Annotated in this window: 21 protein-coding genes and 1 pseudogene; 1 reads left to right on the forward strand and 21 read right to left on the reverse strand. The window is 67.0% G+C overall.

Annotation, left to right across the window (positions count from 1 at the left end):
• Nucleotides 1-36: 36 nt before the first annotated feature.
• The 6 genes from ACROUL_RS07120 to ACROUL_RS07145 all read right to left on the reverse strand — a co-directional run bounded on the left by ACROUL_RS07120 (nucleotide 37) and on the right by ACROUL_RS07145 (nucleotide 7,053).
• The gene (locus ACROUL_RS07120) at nucleotides 37-1,314 is read right to left on the reverse strand and encodes an amidohydrolase family protein (RefSeq protein WP_431298822.1); all 1,278 of its coding nucleotides are present in this window, start codon (nucleotides 1,312-1,314) and stop codon (nucleotides 37-39) included.
• Nucleotides 1,314-2,261 (reverse strand): ABC transporter permease, encoded by a 948-nt coding sequence (locus tag ACROUL_RS07125; RefSeq protein WP_431298823.1) that lies wholly within the window; start codon nucleotides 2,259-2,261, stop codon nucleotides 1,314-1,316. The genes ACROUL_RS07120 and ACROUL_RS07125 overlap by 1 nt, the downstream gene beginning before the upstream one ends.
• A gap of 93 nt (nucleotides 2,262-2,354) precedes the next feature.
• Nucleotides 2,355-3,398, reverse strand: coding sequence for an ABC transporter permease (locus ACROUL_RS07130; RefSeq protein WP_431298824.1), 1,044 nt, complete (start codon nucleotides 3,396-3,398; stop codon nucleotides 2,355-2,357).
• On the reverse strand, nucleotides 3,388-4,938 hold the full coding sequence (locus ACROUL_RS07135; RefSeq protein ID WP_431298825.1) for an ABC transporter ATP-binding protein: 1,551 nt from the start codon (nucleotides 4,936-4,938) through the stop codon (nucleotides 3,388-3,390). Before ACROUL_RS07135 ends, ACROUL_RS07130 begins: the two co-directional genes overlap by 11 nt.
• Nucleotides 4,935-5,954 (reverse strand): BMP family protein, encoded by a 1,020-nt coding sequence (locus ACROUL_RS07140; RefSeq protein WP_431298826.1) that lies wholly within the window; start codon nucleotides 5,952-5,954, stop codon nucleotides 4,935-4,937. Before ACROUL_RS07140 ends, ACROUL_RS07135 begins: the two co-directional genes overlap by 4 nt.
• Nucleotides 5,955-6,090: 136 nt before the next feature.
• Nucleotides 6,091-7,053: a glutathione S-transferase family protein gene (locus tag ACROUL_RS07145; protein WP_431298827.1), complete on the reverse strand. Its 963-nt coding sequence runs from the start codon at nucleotides 7,051-7,053 to the stop codon at nucleotides 6,091-6,093.
• A gap of 195 nt (nucleotides 7,054-7,248) precedes the next feature.
• Here ACROUL_RS07145 and ACROUL_RS07150 point away from each other — a divergent pair, with 195 nt between their 5' ends.
• Nucleotides 7,249-8,271, forward strand: a complete 1,023-nt coding sequence (locus tag ACROUL_RS07150; RefSeq protein ID WP_431298828.1) for a LacI family DNA-binding transcriptional regulator — start codon at nucleotides 7,249-7,251, stop codon at nucleotides 8,269-8,271.
• 108 nt (nucleotides 8,272-8,379) lie between these two features.
• On the opposite strand, the gene ACROUL_RS07155 is transcribed toward ACROUL_RS07150, so the two are convergent.
• From ACROUL_RS07155 to ACROUL_RS07225, 15 genes and pseudogenes are all read right to left on the reverse strand, one after another.
• Nucleotides 8,380-9,489 (reverse strand): Gfo/Idh/MocA family protein, encoded by a 1,110-nt coding sequence (locus ACROUL_RS07155; RefSeq protein WP_431298829.1) that lies wholly within the window; start codon nucleotides 9,487-9,489, stop codon nucleotides 8,380-8,382.
• On the reverse strand, nucleotides 9,486-10,562 hold the full coding sequence (locus ACROUL_RS07160) for a Gfo/Idh/MocA family protein (protein ID WP_431298830.1): 1,077 nt from the start codon (nucleotides 10,560-10,562) through the stop codon (nucleotides 9,486-9,488). Before ACROUL_RS07160 ends, ACROUL_RS07155 begins: the two co-directional genes overlap by 4 nt.
• A gap of 12 nt (nucleotides 10,563-10,574) precedes the next feature.
• The gene (locus ACROUL_RS07165) at nucleotides 10,575-11,552 is read right to left on the reverse strand and encodes an ABC transporter permease (protein ID WP_431298831.1); all 978 of its coding nucleotides are present in this window, start codon (nucleotides 11,550-11,552) and stop codon (nucleotides 10,575-10,577) included.
• The gene (locus ACROUL_RS07170) at nucleotides 11,536-12,522 is read right to left on the reverse strand and encodes an ABC transporter permease (protein WP_431298832.1); all 987 of its coding nucleotides are present in this window, start codon (nucleotides 12,520-12,522) and stop codon (nucleotides 11,536-11,538) included. The genes ACROUL_RS07165 and ACROUL_RS07170 overlap by 17 nt, the downstream gene beginning before the upstream one ends.
• Before the next feature lie 175 nt (nucleotides 12,523-12,697).
• Nucleotides 12,698-14,191, reverse strand: a complete 1,494-nt coding sequence (locus ACROUL_RS07175) for a sugar ABC transporter ATP-binding protein (RefSeq protein WP_431298833.1) — start codon at nucleotides 14,189-14,191, stop codon at nucleotides 12,698-12,700.
• A gap of 72 nt (nucleotides 14,192-14,263) precedes the next feature.
• Entirely contained in the window at nucleotides 14,264-15,289 is a 1,026-nt protein-coding gene (locus ACROUL_RS07180; protein WP_431298834.1) for an ABC transporter substrate-binding protein, read from the reverse strand.
• 79 nt (nucleotides 15,290-15,368) lie between these two features.
• A complete protein-coding gene (locus ACROUL_RS07185; protein ID WP_431298835.1) occupies nucleotides 15,369-16,151 on the reverse strand; it encodes a class I SAM-dependent methyltransferase in 783 nt (260 codons plus the stop codon).
• Nucleotides 16,152-16,216: 65 nt separating this feature from the next.
• Nucleotides 16,217-17,131: a sugar phosphate isomerase/epimerase family protein gene (locus ACROUL_RS07190; protein ID WP_431298836.1), complete on the reverse strand. Its 915-nt coding sequence runs from the start codon at nucleotides 17,129-17,131 to the stop codon at nucleotides 16,217-16,219.
• Between the two features lie 12 nt (nucleotides 17,132-17,143).
• Complete coding sequence (locus ACROUL_RS07195; protein ID WP_431298837.1) at nucleotides 17,144-18,283, reverse strand: Gfo/Idh/MocA family protein; 1,140 nt, start codon at nucleotides 18,281-18,283, stop codon at nucleotides 17,144-17,146.
• On the reverse strand, nucleotides 18,276-19,001 hold the full coding sequence (locus ACROUL_RS07200) for an SDR family NAD(P)-dependent oxidoreductase (protein WP_431298838.1): 726 nt from the start codon (nucleotides 18,999-19,001) through the stop codon (nucleotides 18,276-18,278). Before ACROUL_RS07200 ends, ACROUL_RS07195 begins: the two co-directional genes overlap by 8 nt.
• Nucleotides 18,998-19,912, reverse strand: a complete 915-nt coding sequence (locus ACROUL_RS07205; protein WP_431298839.1) for a MurR/RpiR family transcriptional regulator — start codon at nucleotides 19,910-19,912, stop codon at nucleotides 18,998-19,000. The genes ACROUL_RS07200 and ACROUL_RS07205 overlap by 4 nt, the downstream gene beginning before the upstream one ends.
• Nucleotides 19,909-20,673 (reverse strand): annotated as a pseudogene (locus ACROUL_RS07210) (oxidoreductase). The gene ACROUL_RS07205 and the pseudogene ACROUL_RS07210 overlap by 4 nt, the downstream one beginning before the upstream one ends.
• The gene (locus ACROUL_RS07215; RefSeq protein ID WP_431298840.1) at nucleotides 20,670-21,467 is read right to left on the reverse strand and encodes a 3-methyl-2-oxobutanoate hydroxymethyltransferase; all 798 of its coding nucleotides are present in this window, start codon (nucleotides 21,465-21,467) and stop codon (nucleotides 20,670-20,672) included. The pseudogene ACROUL_RS07210 and the gene ACROUL_RS07215 overlap by 4 nt, the downstream one beginning before the upstream one ends.
• Nucleotides 21,464-22,558: a fatty acid desaturase family protein gene (locus ACROUL_RS07220; RefSeq protein WP_431298841.1), complete on the reverse strand. Its 1,095-nt coding sequence runs from the start codon at nucleotides 22,556-22,558 to the stop codon at nucleotides 21,464-21,466. Before ACROUL_RS07220 ends, ACROUL_RS07215 begins: the two co-directional genes overlap by 4 nt.
• On the reverse strand, nucleotides 22,555-23,733 hold the full coding sequence (locus ACROUL_RS07225; protein ID WP_431298842.1) for an aldose 1-epimerase family protein: 1,179 nt from the start codon (nucleotides 23,731-23,733) through the stop codon (nucleotides 22,555-22,557). The genes ACROUL_RS07220 and ACROUL_RS07225 overlap by 4 nt, the downstream gene beginning before the upstream one ends.
• Nucleotides 23,734-23,948 lie beyond the last annotated feature (215 nt).

A 23,948-nucleotide genomic window follows, 5' to 3' on the forward strand; every position in this document is an offset into this window, starting at 1 on the left:
TCCTCCTCAGGCTTTGGGGCCTTATAGGGCCGTGGGTCAGGCTTGGGAAGGGTGACGGCGGCGGACGGTGGCGGGGCGGCCGGGAAGGGTGAGGCGGCTGTCGTTGCGCGCCTTTTCCGCGATCACCTTGCCGCGCGAGATCACGGCGAGGCGGTCGGGGCGCAGGCGGATCGCCTCAGTCGGGGTGCCTGCGTCGAGGATCACGAGCGAGGCTTGCGCGCCCTTGTGCAACCCGTAGTCCGGCAGGTTCATGATGCGGGCGTTGTCTTCGGTGACCATGCGGAAGCAGCGGGCCATCTCCTCGGGGTGCGTCATCTGCGCGACGTGGAGGCCCATGAACGCCACATCCAGCATGTCGGCGGTGCCAAGGGAATACCACGGGTCCATCACGCAATCCTGGCCCCAGCCGACGGTGACGCCGGCGGCCTGCAACTCCTTCACCCGCGTGAGGCCGCGACGCTTGGGGTAGGTGTCATGGCGGCCCTGCAGGGTGATGTTGATCAGGGGGTTCGGGATTGCGGTCATGCCGGATTCGGCGATCAGGGGGATCAGCTTCGAGACGTAGTAGTTGTCCATCGAATGCATCGAGGTGAGGTGGCTGCCCGCAGCGCGGGGGCCGAGGCCGTGGCGCGTGACCTCGCGCGCCATCGTCTCTACGTGGCGCGACAGGGGGTCGTCGGTCTCGTCGCAGTGCACGTCCCACATCAGGCCGCGGTCTGCGGCGATGCGGCCAAGGTCGCGGAGGCTTTCGGCGCCTTCCTCCATGGTGCGTTCGAAATGCGGGATGCCGCCCACCACATCGACGCCCATGTCGAGCGCGCGGAGCACGTTCTGGCGGCCCGTCGCGGTGCGGTAAAGCCCGTCCTGGGGGAAGGCGACAAGCTGCAGGTCGATGTAGGGGGCGACGATGCGCTTTACCTCCAGCATCGCCTCCACCCCCCGCAGATGGTCGGGCGTAGTGTCGACATGGGTGCGGATCGCCAGAATGCCCATCGAGGCGGCCCAATCGCAGTAGGTGACGGCGCGGGCGACCATGTCGTCGACGGTGGCGACCGCGCGAAGCTCGCCCCAGAGGCCGATGCCTTCCAGAAGCGTGCCGGAGGCGTTGACGCGCGGCAGGCCGTAGGAGAGCGTCGCGTCCATGTGGAAATGCGGGTCGACGAAGGGCGGGCTGACGAGATCGCCGGTTGCGTCGATGATGCGGGCGGCGGGCGCGTCGATGTGGCCGACTTCGGCAATACGGTCGCCGGTGATAGCGATGTCGGCGGTGGAGCCACCCGGCAGGGTGCCGCCCTTGATCAGAAGGTCGAACATCAGCGTTCCCCCTTGTTGAAGGGTTGCATGAGCGCGGCGGGCACTTCGGCGCGGCGCGACATCAGGATCAGGGCAAGGATGGAGAGGAGGAAGGGCATGGCGAGGAACAACTGGTAAGGCAGGACCGCACCGATCGGGGTCTGCTGGAGCCGCACCTGCAGCGCGTCGAAGGCGGCGAAGAGGAGCGCGCCGAGGACGGCCTTGCCGGGGCGCCATGCGCCGAAGACGACGAGGGCGATGCAGATCCAGCCGCGGCCGTTGACCATTTCGAAGAAGAACGACGAGAAGGCGGAGAGGGTCAGGAACGCGCCACCCACGGCCATGAGGCCGGAACCGACGATGACGGCACCCATGCGCAGGCCGGTGACCGAGAGGCCTTGCGAGGCGGCGGCGGAGGGGTTTTCGCCGACGGCGCGCAGGGCGAGGCCGAGGGGCGTGCGGTAGAGGATGACCGCCGTCAGGGCGGCCACGACGAAGGCCGCGTAGGTGAGCGGCGTCTGGGTGAAAAGCGCAGGCCCAAGGCCGGGAATGTCGCTGAGGCCGGGGATCGCCCATTCGGAAAAGGGCGTGATCTTCGGGGGCGAGGTGACTTCCGGCAGGATCAGGCGATAGGCGAAATAGCTGGTCGAAGTCGCCAGCAGCGTGATGCCAAGCCCCACCACATGCTGCGACAGCCCGAACGGCACCGTCAGCGTGGCATGGAGAAGGCCGAACAGCATCCCCGCGCCCATCGCGGCCGCAACCCCGAACCACAAGGGCATCCCGGCATAGACGGTGATCCAGCCGGTGAAGGCGCCGATCACCATGATCCCCTCGATTCCGAGGTTCAGCACACCTGCGCGTTCGCAGATCAACTCGCCCATCGTGGCGAAGATCAGCGGCGAGGCGATGCGGATGACGGCGGCCCAGAAGGTTGCGGAAAGGAGAATGTCGAGAAGGTCAGTCACGGAAGACCCTCCCGTTTCCCCTTCGCGAAATATCCCACGGGGGTCCGGGGGGTGAAACCCCCGGTGCGACAGCGGCAGGCAATGCCACGCCGCTCATCCTCGCACCACGCGGACGCGCGACAGCAGGATCGCCAGCACCATGAACAAAAGCGCCGTCGCTAGCAGGATGTCGGCGATGTAGGTCGGCACCCCGGCGGCGCGGCTCATGCTGTCGGAGCCGACGAACACGCCGGCGACGAAAAGGGCGGAGGGGATGACCGCGAGGGGGTTCAGCATGGCGAGCATGGCGACGATGATGCCGGTGTAGCCAAAGCCGGGTGAAAGATCGAGGCTGAGGTGGCCTTTCAGGCCGGCCACTTCGGAAAAACCTGCGAGGGCGGCAAGACCGCCGGAGAGAAGCGCGGTTTTCACAAGCACGGCGTTTACCGGCACCCCGGCAAAGCGGGCGGCGCGGGGGTTCTGGCCGACAGCGCGGATCTCGAACCCGAGGGTGGTGCGGGTCTGGATCACCCAGACTGCGACGGCCGCCAGCAGCGCCAGAAGAAAGCCCCAGTGCAGGCGCAGGCCTTCCACGATGCGGGGCAGGCGGGCTTCGGGCAGGAGGGGAGAGGATTTCGGCCAGCCCATGCCCATCGGATCCTTCATCGGGCCCTCGAGGAGGTAGCTGACGAAAAGGAGCATGACGAAGTTGAGAAGGAGCGTGGTCACGACCTCGTCCACTCCAAGCCGCGTTTTCAGAAGGACCGGGCCGAGGAGGACGAGCGCGCCCGCCAGCATGGCGACAAGTGCGGTGACGGGCAGCACGAGCGGCCAGGGCACAAGGCCGGTGCCGAGGAGGACGGTCACGATGGCCCCGGCGTAAAGCTGTGCTTCGGCGCCGATGTTCCATAACTTGGCCCGGAACGCGACCGAGATGGCGAGGCCGGTGAAGATGAGGGGGGTGGCGCGGTTGAGGGTCTCAAGTGCGGCAAAGCGGCTGCCAGCCGCACCTTCGAGGATCAGGCCGAGGGTGGCGAAGGGGTTGGCCCCTGCGGTGAGCGCCAGAAGCGAGGCCACAAGGATAGTCAGCGCCAGGGCTGCGGCGGGAAAACCGAGGCGGCGGGCGAGGGTGGGGGCGGCGATCGGTTCAAGCCGCACGCGATTGCTCCCTGTCAAACCCCTGTCCGGCCATCCAGAGGCCAAGTTCGGCCGGGGTCTTTGATCCGCGCGGGAAGGCGGGTGAGAGGCGACCTGCCGAAAGGACGTGGATCACGTCGGACATCTCGATGATCTCGTCGAGGTCTTCGGAGATGAGAAGGATCGCGGCCCCCGCATCGCGGGCGGCGATCAGGCGTTTCTGCACGTAGGTGATGGCACCAATGTCGAGGCCGCGCACCGGCTGGTTGGCGAGGATGATCTTCGGGCCGGGCTCCAAGACGCGGCCGAGGATCAGTTTTTGCATGTTGCCGCCCGACAGCAGGCGGATGCGGGCGTCTGGGCCGGGGCAGCGGATATCGTGGGTGGCGATGACATGCGTGGTGAAATCGCGTGCCGCGCGCCAATCCATCCAGCCTTTGCGGCTGTAGGGCGCCTCGCCGTAGCGTTCGAGGATGGCGTTTTCGGTCAGGGTGAAATCGGCGATGGTGCCGGTCTTGTGGCGGTCTTCGGGGATGCGGGCGATGCCCGCGTGGATCGCGGCGCGGGGCGACCAGTCGGTGACGGGGGCGGTGCCGAGGGTGATCTGGCCCGCGCTGGGCAGGGCGAGGCCGGAGAGAAGGTCGGAGAGCGCGCCCTGACCGTTGCCGGAGACGCCCGCAAGGCCGGTGATCTGGCCGGCCCGAAGGTCGAGGATGATGGCCTTCAGGCCGGGGACAGCACCCTGATCGGGGGTGGAGACACCGGCGAAGCGGATCAGGGCGGGGCCGGGGGTGGCGGGCGACAGGGCGGGCGGGGAGATTTCCGCGCCGACCATCATCGCGGCCAGGGCGTGGCGGTCGGTGTTGGCGGTGGCAACCTCGCCCACCAGCTTGCCGTGGCGCAGCACAAGGCAGCGGTCGGCGACGCCCATCACCTCGTGCAGCTTGTGGCTGATGAACACGATGGAAAGGCCGAGGGCGACGGCCTTGCGCAGCGTCTGGAAAAGCGCGTCGGTTTCCTGCGGGGTCAGGACGGCGGTGGGTTCATCGAGAATGAGGATGCGGGCGTCGCGGTAGAGCGCCTTCAGGATTTCCACCCGCTGGCGTTCTCCCACGGAGAGGCTGCCGACGCGGGCGGAGGGGTCTACCGCGAGGCCGAAGTCGCGCGACAGGGCGGCGATGCGGTCGGCGGCGGCGGCGAGGTTCAGGCCGGGCGACCAGAGCGAGCGGGTGCCGAGAAGGATGTTTTCGGTGACGGTCAGATTGTCGGCCAGCGTGAAGTGCTGGTGCACCATGCCGATCCCGGCGGCGAGGGCTGCACGCGGGTTGCCGGGGGGCAGCGGTTTGCCGAAGGCGGTGACGCTGCCTTCGTCGGCGGTGTAATGGCCGAAGAGGATGTTCATCAGCGTGGTCTTGCCCGCGCCGTTTTCGCCCAGAAGCGCCACGACCTCACCCTGTTTCAGGGTGAGGGTGATGGCATCGTTGGCGACAAGCGGGCCGAACCGTTTGGTGATGCGGTCGAGGTGCAGAACGGTCTGCACCCCGGAAGTGTCGGGTGTCACGACGATTTCGGCTCGCTGTCGTCGACGGCGACGGTGAAGCTGCCGTCCATGATCGCGGCCTGACGTTCGGCCACAAGCTTGGTCGCGGCCTCGGGCACCTTGCCTTCGAAGGTACCGAGGGGGGCGAGGGAACAACCGCCGGCCTTCATGTAGGAATAGACGCCGTAGTTGTCGGCCTTGAACGCACCGCCCTGAATCGCGGCGATGGCGGCGTTCAGCGTGGGCTCAAAATGCCACAGCGCCGAGGCGACGACGGTGTCGGGGTAATCGGCCTGCGTGTCGATCACGTTGCCGATGGCAAGGATGCCGCGTTCCTTGGCCGCATCCGCCACGCCGAAGCGTTCGGCGTAGAGGAGGTCAGCGCCAGCGTCGATCATCGCGAAGGCAGTTTCCTTGGCCTTTGGCGGATCAAACCACGAGCCGATGAAGCTGACCTGGAAGGTGGCGTCGGGCTTGGTCTCTTTCACCCCGGCCATGAAGGCGTTCATCAGGCGGTTCACTTCGGGGATCGGGAAGCCGCCGACCATGCCGATCTTGCCGGTGGTGGTCATCGCTCCCGCGATGATGCCGGACAGGTAGGAGGCGTCTTGGATGTAGTTGTCGAAGACCGCGAGGTTCGGGTTCGCCGCCGCGTCCGGCATGAAGGACGACCCCAGCAGGAACGCCACGTCTGGGTATTCGGCGCAAACCTCGCGCGCTTCGGCCTCGGCCCCGAAGATCTCGCCCACGATGAGCTTTACGCCCGCCTCGCAGTATTCGCGCATGACGCGGGGGTAATCGGTGTTGGCGACGTTTTCGGTGTAGGTGTAGTCAACTGCGCCGGCAGCCTTGGCGGCCTCGGCGGCGATGTGGATGCGGCTGACCCACTGCTGTTCGACGGGCACGGTGTAGATGCCGGCCATCTTGATCGCGTCCTGCGCCATAAGGCGCTTGGGCCCGAGTGTCGGTGCCAGCAGTGCGGCACCTCCCAGTGCCAGAAGCGCGCGGCGGCTGAGTGCGAAAGTCCCCTTGGTCATCATCTCTCCCCGTTCCTTCTTGTTGGTTGGCCGTCTGTTTGACCAAACGGTAAAACCCGAAAGCGATTCGGTCCAAGGAGAGTTTGGCGGTGGCTGACCGGATATGGGCAGATGGCGCGAAAATAGGCGGTTTCGGTCAGAGGGTGGAGCGCAGGAGGGCGGTGACGTGATCCGGCCCGACGGGGACGATGCCGGTGGGGTTCAGCGCCTTGATCGAATAGTAGCCGGCCTTGATGTGATCGAGGTTGACCGTGTCGCGCACGCCGGGCAGGCGTAGGACGCGTTCCATGTAGGCCGAGAGGCGCGGATAGTCGGCAATGCGCTTGCGGTTGGTCTTGAAGATGCCGTGGTAGGCGGCGTCGAAGCGGATCAGGGTCACGAAAAGGCGGATGTCGGTTTCGGTGAACCGGTCGAAGAGGTAATCGCCCGTCAGGCGGTCTTCCAGCCGGTCGAGCGTGGCGAAGACGCCCGCGACAGCCTCCTCATAGGCGGCTTGGGTAGAGGCGAAGCCGGCCTTGTAGACGCCGTTGTTGAGGCTGCCGTAGATATCGTCGTTCAGGGCGTCGATCTGATCGCGAAGGTCGGCGGGGTAAAGGTCGGGCGTCGCGGGCACGAGGTCTGCGAAAGCGGTGTTGAACATGCGCACGATGTCGGCGCTTTCGTTGCTGACCATCGTGTTTGTCTTCGTGTCCCACAGCGCCGGAACCGTCGCGCGGCCGGTGTATGTGGGATCGGCGCGGGTGTAGAGGTCATGCATGTGCCGCGCGCCGAACAGGGGATCGGTGTCGGCGCCGGGGTAGCCACCGAAAGCCCAGCCTTGATCGGTGAGGACGGGGTTCAGGACGGTGACCGGGATCAAGTTTTCCAGCCCCTTCAGCTTGCGCGCGATCAGGGTGCGCGACGCCCAAGGGCAGATGAGGGCGACGTAGAGGCGGTAGCGCCCGGCCTCGGCCTTGAAGCCACCGGAGCCGGTGGGGCCGGGGGAGCCGTCGGGAGTGATCCAGTTCCGAAAGGACGAGGTCTGCCGGATGAAACGGCCCTGATCATCCTTGGCCTGCACGGGCTGCCAATTGTCGGTCCATTTGCCGTTTACCAGCATGATCGGTGTCCTTTGGGTCGGGGGAATGTCAACGACCCCGGATTAGAAGCGTTCCGGCCCTTGCGCAAGCGCAGGTTCGGGTCTCAGACAAACGCGATCTGTGCTTTGGCGCACGGTTGTTGCCAGAGCATTTTACATCGGGCGCCGCGATGGCTTAGGCTGGGCCGACCGGGGTTTCCAAGGCAAAACAGCAGGATGCGCAAGGCGACGATCACCGACATTGCGACGCGGGCGGGGGTGTCTACGGCGACGGTCGACCGGGTGCTGAACGGGCGGGCCGGGGTGTCGGCGGCGAACCGGCAGCGCGTGCAGATGGCGGCCAAGGCGTTGGGCTATCTGCCAAGCGAGGGAATGCTGGCGCTGCCGTCGCGCCCGGCGCATCTGGAATTCTTCCTGCCCTTGGGCCGCAGCGAATTCATGCGCAATCTGGCCGGCACGATCAGGGACTTTGCCGCCGACCTGCCGCTGGTGGCGTCCTGCACGATCCACGAGGTCGACGGGCTGTCGCCGCAGGCCTTGGTGGCGGCGGTGGAGAAGGTGGGCTTGCAGACCAGCGGGGTCGGGCTGATTGCGGTGGACCATCCGATGACGCGTGATGCGGTGCGGCTGTTGGTCGAGGCGGGGTTGCGGGTGGTGACGATCGCCTCGGACGTGCGGCAAAGCCCGCGGTCGGCCTATGTGGGCGTGGACAACCGGGTGGCGGGGCGCACGGCGGGGCTGGTGATGGGGCGGATGGCCGGGCGTGGGACCGGGGCGCTGGCGCTGTTTCTGGGATCGCGCGCCTATCACGGGCACGAGGAGCGCGAGAACGGCTTTCGTGCAGTGATTACCGAGCAGTTTCCCGGGCTTGATCTGCTGCCCGCGATCGAGATCGACGAGGACAGCGTCACCTCTTATGCCGCAGCGTCGCGGTTGCTGGCGGCGCGCAAGGATGTGGTCGGCATCTATTGCGTCGGCGCGGGCCGGTCGGGCGTGGTGCGGGCGGTGGCGGAACTGGACCGGCCGCGGCCGTTTGTCATTGTGCATGACCTGACCAACCTGACCCGGCGCTATCTGGCGGAGGAAGTGATCGACGTGGTGGTAGACCAGAACGCGCGGCTGATGGGCGAGCAGGCGGTGATCCGGCTCTTGGGCTCGATTGCCTCGACGGCGCCGTTCCTGACGCTGAAGTATATCGAGCCGCGGATCATCTTTCGCGAGAATATTCCGGTGCGTTAAGGGGTTAAATTTGCAGGGATTTCGCTGGCTGCGATGCGTCTGGAAGGCGTCTGGCTGGCGTATGGCAGGTGTATGGCGTGCGGGGCGTTAAGGTTTTGCCGCGTCGGGTTAGAGGTCGAGGCGGGTGGCGGTGCCGATGGCAACCTCGCGTCCGGTGCGGCGGGACTGGATGGCGTCGAAGGCGAGGGCGAGGCTGTGGAGGTTTTCCGCAGCGCCGTTGGCGGGCTCGGTGCCGTCTTCGATGGCGACGAGGAGCGCGCCCATCGCGCCGCGAAAGCCGTCGTTGAACCATGTGCCGATGAGGGAGGGGGTGGCGCGGCCTGCGGCGGTGGTGAGGGTGACCGTCTGCTGGCCGAGGTCGGGGCCGTCGCTGGTGAGGGTGCCTTTGGTGCCGGTGATGGTCGTGGTGTCGCGGGGGCCGAACGGGGTAGCGCCGTCGAAGATGAGCGAGGCCTGCCCGCCGTCAAGCCGGACGAGGGCTTGAGCGAGGAGGGGGGCGGCGGCGGTTTGGCCCTTGGCGTGGGTGGCGGTGGCGATGACGCTGCGGGCGCGGTCGCCGGTGATGCTGCGCAGGAAGTCGAACCAATGGATGCCGAAGTCGTAAAGGATCAGGTCCTCGATCTTCTCGAACGGGGTGCCGGCGATCCAGCCGTGGTTCCAATGGATCGAGATGTGGGCGGAGATGATGTCTCCGATCAGGCCAGCGCGGACGGCTTCGCGCATGTAGGCAAGGTGGGGTGCCCAGCGGCCATTCTGGTTGACGGCGAGTTTCAGGCCGCGCGTCCGGGCGAGGGCAACGAGGCGCTGGCCTTGGGCCAGATCGAGGACGAAGGGCTTTTGGCTGAGGACGTGCTTGCCCGCCATGAGGGCGGCTTCGATCAGCGGCAGGCGGTCGGCGGGGTGGGGCGTGATGTCGACGACGTCGATGCCGGGGTCGTTGAAGATGGTGCGGGCGTCGGTGGTGATGCGGGCGTCGGGGGCGAGGGTGCGGGCGGCCTCGGCCTTGGCAAGCGTGCGGTTGCAGATCGCGGCGACGGTCCAGCCTGCTGTGCGGTAGGCGTCGAGGTGGGCCGAGACGATGCCGCCCGCGCCGATCACGCCTATCCTTGGGCGGTAGTGGCGGGGCATTGGCGGCTGGTAGGGTAGGTCGGGCGCAGGTATTTCGGCCAGAGTGGCCGATTTCAGGGCATAGGTGTCGGCATCGGGTGTGTCGGTCATGGCAGCAGCGGCAGGGTGCGTTTTTCGCGGGCGGATTGGGCGGCGGTGTCGACGATGCGCTGGCCGAGGAGGCTGACGGCGGGATCGAGAGGGCCAGAGAGCGCCTCGCCCGTCGCGATGCAGTGAAGGACGTATTCGATGGCGTTCGTGCGGCCTTGCGGCAGCGGGTCGGCGGGGATGGCGGTGGGTTCTGGCTTGGCCCGCGTCTGGATGGTCAGTTGGCCTTCGTAATCGTAGCTGCCGATGGTGCCTTCGGTGCCGACGAAAACGAAGCCGCATTTCGGTTGGGGCTGGATCGTCCACGGGTCGGTGAAGGTGCCCCAGCGGGTTTCCATGCGGCTAAGGCCACGGGCGTAGCGGCAGATGGTGATGGCGTGCTGGTCAACCTCCAGCCCCGGGGTGTCGTCGGTGACGGCGGTGACCTCGATGGGCGCCTCGCCGTTCATGTACCATGTGCCGAGGGTGGCGCCGTAGCCGAGGTAATCGAGCAGGCTGCCGCCTCCGCTGGCGCGTTTGTACCACCAGGAGGTGGGTTTCTGGCGTTCGACTTCTTCGGGCGAAACCTCGATCTTGTCGGCGAGGTGGTAAAGGGGGCCACGGTTGCCGCCGTAGAAATGGAGGTCGGTGAGTTGGCCGATGCGGCCTTCGTCGATCAGGCGCTTGGCGGTGACGTGCGAGGCGACCCAGGCGAGGGGCCAGTTGATGGCGAGGAGCTTGCCGGTGGGCTGCATGGCGGCAATCATCGCGCGGGCATCGGCGACCGAGGCCGCGAAGGGCTTTTCGACGAAGACGTTGACGCTGTGGGCGGCGAGCCGTGCGGTGTAGCGGGCGTGGTCGGCGGTGGCGGCGCAGAGGATGGCGAGATCGGGTTTGGTGGCCACGATGCAGGCGTCGAGGTCGGTGAAGAGCCGGTCGTGCGGCACGCCGAAGGTGGCGGCGGCTGCGGTCATGCGGGCGGGATCGGGGTCGAAGAGGCCGGCTATTTCCGCCTCGGGGTGGTCATGCACCATGCGGAGAAGGTCGCCCATGTGCATGTGGTCAAAGCTGATGCCGACGATCTTGAAGCGGGCCATTGGCGGATCCTTTCAGGTGCGGTCGGTGAGGCGGATGAAAAGAGCGGTCACGGCGAGGATGATCGCGCCGAAGAGGATGCGGCGGCCACCTTCGGGCATTTGCAAAAGCGTGAGCATGGTGGCGAGGACGGTGAGGATGAGCGCACCGATGATGGTGCCACCATAGCCGCCGCGCCCGCCGAAGATCGAGGTGCCACCGACGACGGCGGCGGCGACGGACGGGAGGTCGAGGGGGAGCGCGAGCGAAAGCGAGGCGGTCTTGACGATGCCGAGGTAGACGAGGCCGGTGAGGCCGGCGATCAGGCCGGACAGCGCGTAGAGCGCAAGGTGGACCTGCCAGACGCGGACGCCGGACAGGCGGGCGGCGGCCTCATTGGAGCCGATGGCGTAGAGGAGGCGGCCAAACCCGGTGCGGCGCTGCGCCCAGATCACGAGGATTGCGAAGGGGATGAAGACGACGAGCGCGTTCGGCAGGCCGAAGCTGCGCCCGGTGCCAAGCCAGACGAGGCCGGGCGGGATGAGCGTGCCGGTGGAGATCACGAAGCGCTGGTACACGAGGAGGCAGCCGGTGGCGATGAGGCCGGTGCCGAGCGTCATGATCAGGGGATGCACGCGGAAGAACGCGACGCCGACACCATTAACAAGCCCCGCGACCAGCGCGCAGGTCATCGCGATGGCAATGGCGGGCGGCACGCCGATCAGGGGGGCGAGGGTCGCGGTGACGAAGGCCGCGATGGTGGCGACAGTTCCGGCGGAGAGGTCGATGCCGCCCGTCAGCATGGTCAGCGTCTGGCAGGCGGCGAGCATGGCCAGCGGGATCGCGGCCTTGATGGTGTTTGATATCCAGAACGCCTTGACGATGCCGGGCTGCATGACTTCGAGCGCGCCGATCAGGGCAAAGAGGAGCAGCGTCAGCGGGATCAGCGGCCAGTCGACCATCAGGCGGCCGAGGCGGGCGAGCGGTGTCGGTTGGTCAGCCAGTGCGGTCAAGGCGCGCCCCCCTGAGTGCTAAAAGCCCGCCGAACATCACGACGAGGACCATGATGGTGCCTTCGACGATGGCGGCGACGTTCGGATCGACCGACATCAGCGTCAGGTCCATGCGGACGAGGCGGAGGACGAAGACGGCGAGGATCGGCCCGAGGATGCCGCCGCGCCCGCCGCCGAGGACGACGCCGCCAAGGACAACGGCGGCGACGGAGGCGAGGAGGTAGGGGCCGGGGATCGGCTCGCCGATGCCGGTGGACATGGTGACGGCAAGGCCACCGAGGGCCGCGAAGAGGCCGCAGACGGCATAGGCCGCGACGCGGGTGAGGCCCACGGGCACGCCGGAGCGGAAGGCGGCGAGGGGGTCGGAGCCGATGGCGTAGAACATCAGGCCGAGTTTCGAGCGTTTGATCGGCAGCCAGACGGCCGTGACGACGATGGCCATGAGGATCACGGCTTTGGGGATCCAGTCGGTCAGGCCGGGGGGAAGGCCGGGCAGGGTGACGCCGCCGACGATCAGGTTGCGCAGCCAGGGTGCGGTGGCACCGCCGGGGGCGTTCAGGATGAGGAGGGCGACGCCCTGCCAGACGAACAGCATGGCGAGGGTCACCACGATGTCAGGCACCCGGGTCACGACGATCAGCGCGCCGTTGATCGCGCCCATCGCAAGGCCGAGGGCGAGGACGGCAATCAGGACGAGGACGGATTGCGGGTCAGTCGCGCCTTCCATCAGCCTCGCGGTGGTAACGGAAGCCACGGCCATCATTGCGGCGATGGACAGGTCGATGCCGCCCGCGATGACGACGACCGCCATGCCTACGGTAGCAAGGATGAACGGGAGCGCGGCGCGGGCGAGGCTGTCGAGGCCGGAGGCGCCGAAATCGGGCTGGATGAGTTTCGTGACGATGAGGAGGAGGGCGAGGAGGGCGGCGAGGCCGACCGTCCATGCGTTCGCTTCGATCAGGCGCTTCATGCGGCGGCCTCGCTGGAGCTTGGGCAGCGCGCGAGTTCGCCCACCACCCCCAACCCCTCCCCACGAGGGGGAGGGGAGGCGACGGGGGCGAATAGGGCGTGAGAGGGTAGAAGGGCGCTTCCCGCCCCCCTTATGGGGGAGGGAGAGGGTGGGGTGGCTTTGCGAAGCGGTCTCGTCATGCCGTCGCAGCCTTTTCGGTCAGGCCGTAGGCGGCGCGCATCAGGGTGGGCTCGTCGGCGTCGGCGGCGTCGATCACATCGACCACGCGGCCGTTGAAGATGACCACGGCGCGGTCGCAGGCGAGGCGGATTTCGGCCAGTTCGGAGGTGTAGTAGAGGACCGCAGCGCCCTGATCGGCAAGGTCGCGGACAAGGGAATAGATCTGGCGCTTGGTGCGGATGTCGATGCCGCGGGTGGGGTCGAAGAGGAGCAGGGTGTCGACGCCTTTGGCGATCCAGCGGGCGATGGTGACCTTTTGCTGGTTGCCGCCGGACAGACGCCGCACCTCGCCTTGGGCGCGGGTGTCGATCTGCAAGCGGTCGATGGCGGAGGTGACGCGGGCGGCCTCGCCCTTCATCGGGATGGCCCCCCAGGTGCGCAGGCGGGCGAGGAGGGGCAGCGCGATGTTTTCGCGGACCGAGCGGCTCATCAAAAGGGCATGGGCGCGGTCGCCGGGAACGAAGGTGAGGCCGGCGGCGATGGCATCGGCGGGGTGGGTGAACTGGGCGGGTTTGCCCTTGACGGTGACGGTGCCGCCGGTGGCCTTGCGGTTGCCGGCGAGGACGTCGAACAGTTCGTCCTGGCCCTGGCCTTCGAGAGCTACGACGCCAAGAACCTCGCCGGCATGAAGGTCGAGCGAGACGTCCTTGAGGCGGGTGCCGGTCTTGAGGTGGCTGACGCTGAGGCGGGGTGCGCCCACTGATTTATGCGTGGCGCGGGTGCCGGTGGTAGCGGGGCCGACGGTGCCGCCGAGCATCATTTCCACGATGCGTTCCTCGATGCCGGGTTCGATGGCGACATCGGCCACGGTATGACCGTCGCGCAGGACGGTCGCGCGGTCGCAGATCGCGGCGATCTCGTTGAAGCGGTGCGACACGTAGATGACCGAGCGGCCCGCGTCGGCTTGGCCGCGGACGGTTTTCAGGACGCGGTCGACGAGGTCGGTCGGCAGGGCGGCGGTGAGTTCATCGAGGAGAAGGACGTCGGGCTCCAGCGCCAGCGCGCGGGCGAGGTCGACGATACGGAGGGAGGCGAGCGGCAGGGTGCGGATCATCGCGTCGAGGGGCAGGTTCGGCAGGCCAAGCTCGGCCACCCAATGGCGGAAGGGCGCGACGGGGGTGTTGCCGAGGCGCAGGTTGTCGGCGATGTCGAGGTCGGGGATCAGGGATGGTTCCTGATAGACCGGAACGAGGCCGGAGCGGCGCGCGCTGGAGGGGGAGGCCACGGTGCTGTCGCGGCCCTTGATGCGGACATGGCCGCTGTCGGGTTTCAGAACGCCGGTGAGGATTTTGACGAAGGTGGATTTGCCCGCACCGTTGGCCCCCATGAGGGCGACGACCTGACCGGGGCCAACTTGGAGCGATGCATCGCGCAGGGCCACGACTGCGCCGAAACGCTTGGCGACGCCGGTGGCGTCGAGAACGGCGGTCGCGGGGGCGGCGTCGGGCATGAAGTGGTCCAGATGTGGGGAGAATGCCCCCGGGGAAGGCCCCGGGGGCTTTAGGTTCAGATCAGGGTTGGGTTATTCGCCCGGGCCTTTGCAGGCGATGATCTGTTCCATCGTGTAGGTCGTCCAGCCGGGGATCGACACCGAGACCGGCCATTCAGGGCTGAGGTTCGGGTTGGCGGCCTCGGCCAGCAGTTTCTTGCCTTCATCCGTGTTGTTGGCCCAGACGACCGGGTCGACAAGCACGGTCTTTTCCGCCGGAGCCTTGCCGTCGAGGATCTGGATCGCAAGCTCGACGCCCGCGCCGCCGACCGAACCGGGGTTCGTTACGGCCGCGCCGACGAGGCCTTCGACGGACTGCAACTGGCCCACGAAGCCCGCGTTGTCAGCGCCGACGATCGGCACGAGGGGCGCGCCGGATTCGGTGAAGGCATCCACGATCACGTTGTCGATGCCAGAGGTCCAGACACCCTGGAACGGCACGCCGGCAGCGATAATGTCGTTGATCTGCTGCTTGCCCTGATCCTGCTGCCAGCCGGTGAAGACTTCCTGAGCGACGGTGATTTCGGGGAATTCGGCCATCGCGCGCTTGAAGCCCTTGTCGCGGTCGTTGTCGGCCCCGGCACCAGCGGCGCCGCGCATGTAGACGACGGCGCCCTTGCCGCCCATCGTTTCAAACAGCCACTTCGCGCCGAGGTAGGCGTATTGTTCCTGGTTGTTAGACAGGATGTAGGCGGAAGGTTCGGTCACGGCCTGGTCGACGGCGACGACGACGATGCCGGCGTCGGTCGCTTCCTTGATCGCGGCGTTGATGCCGTCGGCGTTGGCGGGGTTGACGACGATGGCGTTGACGCCGGCCTGGATCAGGTTTCGGATGTCTTCAAGCTGGCCCGCGGCGTCGGTGTTGCGGTGGGCGATGTTCAGGCTTTCGACCTTGCCCGATGCCAGCGCCTGCGCCTTCATCGCGCAGACCATTTCCTCGCGCCAGCCATTGCCCTGCACGGTGTTCGAAATGCCGATCTTGTAGCCTTCGGCAGATGCGGTTCCGGCAAGGCCGGTAACCAGTGCGGCCAGCGCGGCACCTGCGAAAAGTCTTTTCATCGTAAATCCTCCCTCGTGATGACGTTTGTTGGTCGTGTTCATTTGTTGCCTCCTCCTGTTGGTCGATCGTGCCGGGGTGTCAGCCCGGTTTTGTTGCCCGGATGTGGCCTGGGCTCATGGCGCGGGCGTCGAGTGCTCGCACCAGCACGCGCCAGAATTCGGTTTCGTCGGCCAGGGCCTGTGCGCCGAACTGGTCGGCGAACCGGTCGCCGAGCGCCCCGCCGAGACGCTCCAGTTCTTCTTTCGCCTCCCCCAGATACCACATCCCGCGATCTTCGGTCTCTACCTCGGTGAAGCCGGCTGCCGCCACATGCGCGCTGATCTGCGGAAGCGTGACCATGTGGAAGGCGTGGCCTGCGGCAGCGACGAAGTCGTCGACGATCCCGTCGATCCCGTCACCTTGGCCGCGCAGCCAGTCGCTGACCATCAGCCGTCCACCCGGACGCAGGACCCGGAAGGCCTCGCGGTAGATGGCGGCCTTGTCCGCGACGTGCAAGAGCGCGTCCTTGCTGAAGACCACGTCAAAACTTTCGTTCGCAAAGGGCAGTGGCCCCGGGACGATCTGGACGAAGCGGATCCGCTCCGACAGACCCTGACGCGCGACGCGGTGGCTGGCGCCTTCGATCAGTTCTGCCTGCACGTCGATCCCGGTGACGGAAGCCGCACCATGCGTGACGACGAGCGCGATATCGGCGCCCCCCAGACCGCAGCCGATGTCGAGGACTTCGCAGCCGTCCAGAGGCCGGCCACCGACGATCCGTGCCACCTCGGCAGGTCCGCCCGGAGACATGAAGCCTTCGCCCCAGATGAGCTCGAGCTTTCCGGGCGTTTCATAGCCGGGGTCCGCCACAGGATCAGCCAAGATGCGTCCTTTCCGCTGGTTGACGTGATGCGGGGTTGGAGCAGGTCATTTTCGTCCGGTCGCTCCTATTTCACAAACGGGCGAAGGATGTCGCGGGCAAGTTCGAAGCCGCGTTTGATCTTCATGTCGGACCCTTCGAAATCGCGGTCTTCGTGTTCGATGATTATTGGGCCATCATAGCCCGCCCGGTAAAGCCCCGAAAAGAAACCGGGCCAATCGACATCGCCAAGGCCGGGCATCCGGGGCACCTGCCAGCCCATGCCGGCCGAAAGGATGCCGTTGTCATAAAGCCCGTCGCGGTCGATCATCAGGTCTTTCGCGTGGACATGGGCCATGTGGGGGCCGAACTCGCGGATGAAGCGGGCTTGGTCGATCATCTGCCAGACGAGGTGGCTGGGGTCGAAGTTCATGCCGACGGCGTTACCCCAGGTTTCCAGGATGCGGCGCCAGAGCTTTGGCGCATAGGCGATATTGTGGCCGCCGGGCCATTCGTCGTGGCTGAAGATCATCGGGCAGTTTTCGAAGGCGAGACGCACGCCGTGGTCGCGGGCGTGGGCGACGATGGGGGCGAAAATCTCGGTCGCGCGGGCCCAGTTCTGGTCGACGGTCAGGCTGCGGTCGCCGCCGACGAAGGTGTTGACGAGGGGGAGACCCATCGTTGATGCGGCGGTGATCACGCGCTTGAGGTGGGTGGCCACAGCCTCGCGGTGGGCGGCGTCGGCGTGGAGGGGGTTGGGGTAGTAGCCGAGGGCCGAGATGGTGAGGCCTTTGGCGGCGATCATGGCCGTGATCTCGGAGGCGCGGGCTGGCGTCATATCCTCGATCGGCAGGTGGGCGGTGCCGGCGTAGCGGCGTTTTTCGGCCCCGGCGGCGGGCCAGCAGGCGATTTCCAAGGATTGGAACCCGGCGCTGGCGGCGTAGTCGGCCACACCTTCGAGGGGCGTGTCGGGGAAGGGGGCGGTGAGGATGCCAAGCTGCATGTCAGGTGCCTTTCATCGGATGGTGACCCATGTGCCGGTGCGGGCACTTTCCAAGACGGCGTCGCAGAACTGCATCTCGTAGTGGCCGTCTTCGAAGCCTGCGTAGGTGGCGGTCGGCGCGCGGCGGCCTTGGGCCACGTCTGCGTAAACCTGCCGGAAGAAGGCGGTCCACGTGTCGGCGAAGCCTTCGGCGTGACCGCCGGGCAGGGCGCTGGCGGCGGCACCGAGCGGGTTCATCAGCGAGGGGTCGCGGAGGAGGATCTGGTTCGGCTGATCGCGGTGGCCGATCCAGAGCGCGTCGGGGTTTTCGCCGCTCCACGCGGCCGAGGCTTTGGAGCCGGAGATATCCCATGTGAGGAGGCCCTTGCGGCCCCGGCTGATCTGGCTGGTGGTCAGGACGCCGCGCCCGCCGTTCTCGTAGCGCAGGAGAAGGGTCGCGGCGTCGTCGGTGGTGATGCGGCGGGTTTCAGTGGCGCCGGTGGCGGTGGTGAAGGTTTCGACCGGGCCGAGGGGTTTCTGGCGGTCGGGGATGAAGGTCGCAAGCTCGGCCATAACGTCGGTGGGCTTTTGGCCGGTGATGAAGCTGGTGAGGTCGATCCAGTGGGTGCCAATATCGCTGACGGAACGGAGGGGGCCGCCCTCGTCAGCCTCAAGCCGCCAGTTCCAGTCGGTGTCTTTCGCCAGCCAGTCCTGATGGAACTGGCCGGTGATCAGGCGCAACTCGCCAAGCTCGCCGGATTTCGTCATGCCGTGGGCGTGCTGGTTCAGGGGGTAGAAACGGGTGTTGTAGCAGACGGCGGCGATAAGGCCCGAGGCGCGGGCGAGGGCAAGCATTTCGGCCGATTGGGCGGCGGTCATGGCGAGGGGCTTTTCGCAGATGACGTGCTTGCCTGCGGCGAGGATCGCCTTGACCTGCGGGTAGTGCGCGACGTTGGGTGAGGTGACGTGTACGATGGTCACGGCGGGATCGGCGAGGAGGTCGTCAAGGCTGGCGTAGGCTTTCGCCACGCCGAGGGCTGCGGCACGGTCGGCGCCCCGGGTGGCGCTGGAACCGAGGACGCCCGCGATGGGGATGCCGAGGCGGCGGAGCGCGCCGATGTGGACGGTGCCGATGAAGCCGGTGCCGATGACGGCGGCGGAAATGTCAGGCAATGGAATAGCCTCCGTCGATGGCAAGGCAGGTGCCGGTCATGAATTGCGAGGCCTTTGAGGCAAGGAAAAGGACCGGCCCGGCGATATCGTCGGGCTGGCCCCAGCGGCCCATTGGCGTGCGAAGGTTGACCGCCGCGACATGGGCGGGGTCGGTGCGGCTGCGGGCGGATTGTTCAGTGACGATGAAGCCGGGGGCGACGGCGTTGACGCGGATGCCGTCGGCGGCCCAGGCGATGGCGAGGGATTTCGTCAGCTGCACCACGGCGGCTTTCGACGCGCCATAGGCCGGATTCCGGGGGCTGCCGAACATCGCATACATCGAGGCGATGTTGATGAGGCTGCCTTGCCGCGCCTTGAGGTGGGGGTGAAACGCCTCGGCAGTGCGGAAGGTGCCGTGGAGGTTGACGTCGACGACATGGCTGAAGAAGGCGGGGGACATTTCCTCGCCCCGCGCGGTGATGGCCGCGCAGTTCACGAGGATGTCGAGGGTGGGGGTCGCGGCGGCGAGGGCGGTGACGGCGGCGGCGTCGGTCACGTCAAGCTGGTGGTAGGGAAAGCGGGCGCGGTCTTCGGGGGCGGGTTCAGGTTCGGCCCCCGTGATGGTGACGGAGGCGCCGGCGTCCTGAAAGGCGCGGGCGATGGCGGCACCGATGCCGGCCTTGCTGGCCCCGATCACCAGAACCTGGGCATCAGAGAAATCGAAGGTGGCGTGCATCATGGCGTCCTCCCGGCGCGATCTTTCGCTGCGGCACGAGTCGATGCAACAGGTTTTTCAGTTTTCTGTTTTTGAGTATCAGGAACCAAATTGGTTCCGATGCGCCGACCGAGGCTGACGATCAGCGCCTGCACCACGACCATCGCCGGAACCTGGCTGCGGAAGTGGCCGAGGCGGGCTTCGTTGACGTAAAGGACCTGCTGGGCGAGCGGGGCGACGGGGCTGAGGGCGTTGTCGGTGATCGCAAGGACAGGGTGGCCACGGGCGGCGGCGAGGCGGGCGCAATCGACGGTTTCGGCGGTGTAGTCGTCGAAGGTCATCACCAGAAGCACGTCGTTCGGGCCGATGGCAGCCACCTGTTCGGCGCGCATGGCCCCAAGGTTGTCAATGAGATGCGCGCGCTTGCCGATGTTGGACAGGCCGTAGACGGCGTAGGCGCCGAGGCCGAAAGCGCCGCGCGCGGCGGCGACATGGACCACCTCGGAAGCGGCGAGCGCGGTGACGAAAGCGTCGAGGGCGGGACGGTCCAGCGCCTCTTCGATGCGGAGGAGGGATTGCACGGCGGCTTGCACGAAGCTGCCGAAGACGTGGCCGGGTTGGTCGAGGTCAGCCTCGGTCAGTTGCGTGGCGATGCGGCTGGCATAGGGTAGACGGGGGCCGAGAAGGCGTTCGCGGAAAACGAGTTGCAGGTCGGCGAAGCCTGCGTAGCCCAGTTCCTTGGCGAAGCGGGTGATGGTGGCGGGGGGCACGCGGGCTTGATCGGCGAGGCGGGTGAGGGTGGTGACCGCTACCTCTTCGGGGTGGTTGAGGAAGAACTGCGCCACTTGGGCGAGGCGTTTGCTAAGTGTCCCGGCGCGGGCGACCAGATGGGCGCGTAGCGCGTCGAAATCGCGGGGCGCGGGGGTGGGGGTCATAGCGCGCCTGCGACCTTTTGTTCGAAGTCGATCACCGCGCCAGACATTGGGGCGGAGGCCGAGCCGAGGAGGAAGAGCGCGAGGTTGGCGCATTCTTCTGCCGTGACGAGGCGGCCGAGCGGCATGGTGGCCGCGACGGTGGCCTGCCAGTCAGGGCCGTGGCCGAGGGTTTGCGATTGCATCCGGTCTTCGGCCTCGGTCGCGACCCAGCCGAGGTTGATCGCGTTGACGCGGATGCTGTCGGCCATATGGGCGTGGGCCGCGTTGCGGGTGAGGGTGGCCAGCGCGCCTTTGCTGGCCGCGTAGATCGCGAGGTCGGGGATGCCGCAATGCGCGTTCATCGAGCCGATGTTGACGATGGAACCGGGGGCGCGGCGCGCGGTCATGTCTTAGATCGCGGCTTGCATCAGGAGGAAGGCCGCGCGGGCGTTGACGGCGAAAAGCTGGTCCCAGATATGGGCGGTGCCGGTGAGGAACGAGCCGCGGGTGGTGAGGCCGGCTGCGTTCACAAGGCCGTCGATGCGGCCGAAACGGGTGATGGCCTCGGCGGCGATGCGGGCGGGGGCGGTGGGGTCGGAGAGGTCGGCGGTGAAGGGGTGGGCGGAAAGCTCGGTGGCGACGCGGGCGAGGGCGGGCTCGTCACGGTCAGTCAGGACCAGCGCGCCGACCCCTTCGGCATGAGCCGCGCGCGCGATGGCCGCACCGATGCCGCTGGCGGCACCGGTGACGATGACCACGCTTTGCCCCAGCCCAAGGTTCATGCACCGATGCCTTTCAGGAACGCCTCGTGTTCTGCGGCGTCCATCATGACGAGGTGCTTCGGTTCGGGGAAGGACCCGTTTGCGACGTCTTGGCGAAACTCGGAAAACGCGGCGATGCGTTCGGCTTGCAGGCGGTCGTATTCGGCGGCGAAGTTGCGATAGACCTTGGAGTGGCGCGGGATGTGGCCACGGGTTTCGCCGAGGATGTCGATGGCAAAAAGGTATTGCGCGTCGCACCCGAGGCCAGCGCCCATTGACCAGAGAAGAAGGTCGAGGCGGGAGGAGATGGCGGTGGCTACTTCCGGTGGCACCACCTCGATCTCGACCGCGAAGGCACCGGCGTCCTGATAACGGCGGCAGTCTTCGTAAAGCGCCACGGCGGAGGCGGCGGTCTTGCCCACGGCGCGGAAGCCCCCGGTGAAGGTGGCGCGCGACGGAACGAGGCCGACGTGGCCGACGACGGGCACGTATTCGCGGGCGAGCATCTCGACGGTTTGCAGGCTGCCAGAGCAGTAGATCGCGTCGGCCCCGGCGTGCAGAAGTTGCCCCGCAAGGCGGAGGTAATCGTCAGGCGTTCCCGCCTCGGGGTGGGCGCGGCCTGTCATGCTGAAGACGGTTGGTGCAACTTCGCGGTAGCGCGGATTGGTCATCAATTCGGGCGTGATCGAGGCGATGTCGATGCCCGCCGCCTCGGCCGCCGCCGCCTGTTCAAGGGTGCGGTAGTGGAGCATGGTCTTTTGCCCCTTGCCCTTGTCGGCCTTGAGGTCGGCAACGGTTGGCAGCTTGCGGGTCATGGGGCGCCTCGTTCTGGGGAAAGCTGGTGAAGGTCGGCGCGGTAGGGGCGCGCGGTCGGGGGCAGGGTGGGCACGATGGTGTAGGCGGGGTCGCTGCGCTGCCGCCAAAGGGCGCGGATCATTTCCGCGTAGGCTTGCCGGATGGAGGGGTTCGGCGGAGGCAGGTCGTGCTTGATCGTCTCATGCAGCCGCGGCAGGGCGTGGTAGGGCACCATCGGAAACATGTGATGTTCGACGTGGTAGTTCATGTTCCAGTAAAGCCAGCGGGTGATCGGATTCATCAACACGGTGCGGCTGTTGAGGCGGTGGTCGAGCACGTCCTCGGCAAGGCCACCGTGCTGCAAAAGGCCGGTCATCACCATGTGCCATGTGCCATAGATGCGCGGCCCGCCGATCAGCATCAGGGGCAGAAGCGACCATGTGGCAATTGCCCACGCCACGGCGACAAGGTGGATGGCCACGAAGATGCGCGCCCAGAAGATTGCCTTCGGGCGTTCGGCTTCGGGGATATAGTCGGCCTCGTCTGGCGTGATGGTGCCGAGGGCGTTGCGGAGGAGGACGCGGAAGTGGAGCCAGACGTCGGGGATGCCGATGAAATGCAGCGCGGCGAGCATCAGTTGCGGCGGGCGGAAGTGACCGATCTCGGGGTCGCGGCCGACGATGATGGTGTCGGTGTGGTGGCGGGCGTGGCTCCACCGCCATGACACAGGGTTTCGCATCACCATGAAGGAGGCGAGGGTGTAGACCCAGTTGTTCATCCAAGGCGTTCGAAAGGCGGTGCCGTGGCCGCATTCGTGCCAGCGACTGTCGCAGGCCGAACCGTAAAGAACGCCGTAGACGGCGAAGAACGGAACCGCCCACCAAGTTCCCCAAGTCAGGATGCCGCCGGCGGCGGTAAGGATCAAAAGGCCGATCCAGATCACAGTGTCGCGGATCGCTGGGCCGTCGCGGCGGCTCATCAGGTCTTTCATCACCTTGCGCGGCACGTCGGAATGATACCACTCAGCCGAGGCGAGGCCCGCTTCGATGGCGTGGCGGGCTTCGGGGCCGGTCAGGCTGTAGTCGCGGGGGGTGAAGGCGGTGGTGGTCATGACTGGGCGTGGACCTTGGGGAAGTGGCCGCTGGGGGTGGGGTAATCCTCGGCGGGCTGGGGGCTGATGGCGCGGATGCGCGCCTCGGACTTGGCGATCGCGGCGGGGGTGTCGAGGACGGTGAAGGTGGTGTCGTAGCGGCGCGTGTCACCGTGGTTGAGCCAGATCATCTCGTCCCGGTCCCGCGCAGCGAGGTTGCCGAGGACGTGGTGGGTCGAGGGTTCGATGCCCATGACGTAGTTGCCGGACTGGAAGTTCTGCCATTGAACGGCGCAGGGGAATTGCGCGGCCCGGGTTTCGACTTGCAGGCCAAGGCCGATGCGGTCGTTGACCACGGCGACGGGCACGCGGCCATCGGCATCGGCCACCATGTCATGTTGCCAGACCTGTTCGCGAAACCCCGTGATCGGGGCCGGGCAGGTGTGGTAGCCGACGTTCTGCGCGCGGTAATTGGCGGCGTGGGCGGCCCAGATCACGTCGCGGATCGGGGCTACGTAGCGCGCGCCTTCGTCGATCACCGGGTAGCCGATATCGACGTGGTAAAGCAGCATGTGCGGCGTGCGGGCGAAACCGGCGTTCACCACGCGGTCGGTCAGGCGCACCTCGTTGCCGCCAAGGTCGGCCTCGATCCGGCGGTGAAGTTCGAGGTTCTCGCCGAAGACGGCGGCCTGGGTGACGATGCCTTCGGCCCACAGGATGCAGCGGTCATCCTCCCACCGCTCGCCATAGCCGGAAAGGCGGGCGGGGCAGGTGCCGATGCGGCCGTGCAGGCCGTGCTTGACGGTGGGGCGGTAGGGGTAGTTGTAGCTGTCGGCGGGTACCTCCACCGGGCCGAAAATGTGGTCGAGGCCGCAGGTCGAAAGGAAGCCGGAGAACGACCGCACCCAGCCCAGACCGCCCTCGCCATCCGCCTCGTGCAGGCCGGGGTGGCGCAGGCCGGTGGGGGAATGCCAGCCGATGGCGCGGCCGTTGTGCGACAGATCGGCAATGTCCAGCGCGCGGTCGACCATCACGGTGAAGGCAAGCCCGCTGCCGGTGCGGAATTCCAGCAGGCGGATGCCGCGTTCGGCCCCGTCGGCAAGGGTGACAAGGCGGACCCCGGCGAACTGCGACAATTGCCCCCCGCGGGCGGCCAGCGTCGCCGCAGTTTCGTGCCTGCCGTAAAGCTCTGCCAAGGTTGCCCCCTTACGCCGTGTCCTGGCGCCCAGTCTTGCACGGGATCGGGGCGCGATTGCCATGCGCCAAACCATCAGATTCCATCAGATTGCCGGAAGGCTCCGGTTTCGTGAGGTGCCGTGCAGGCCGATGTTGCTGCGCGCTGGAACAAATGCGCTGCGGCGGCGTTGTTCCGACATCTGCCCCCGACCCAAGGCCTGCCGTATGCCGAAAG

This window comes from Tabrizicola sp. BL-A-41-H6, assembly GCF_050632395.1.
Taxonomy (GTDB): Bacteria; Pseudomonadota; Alphaproteobacteria; order Rhodobacterales; family Rhodobacteraceae; genus JAUYQR01.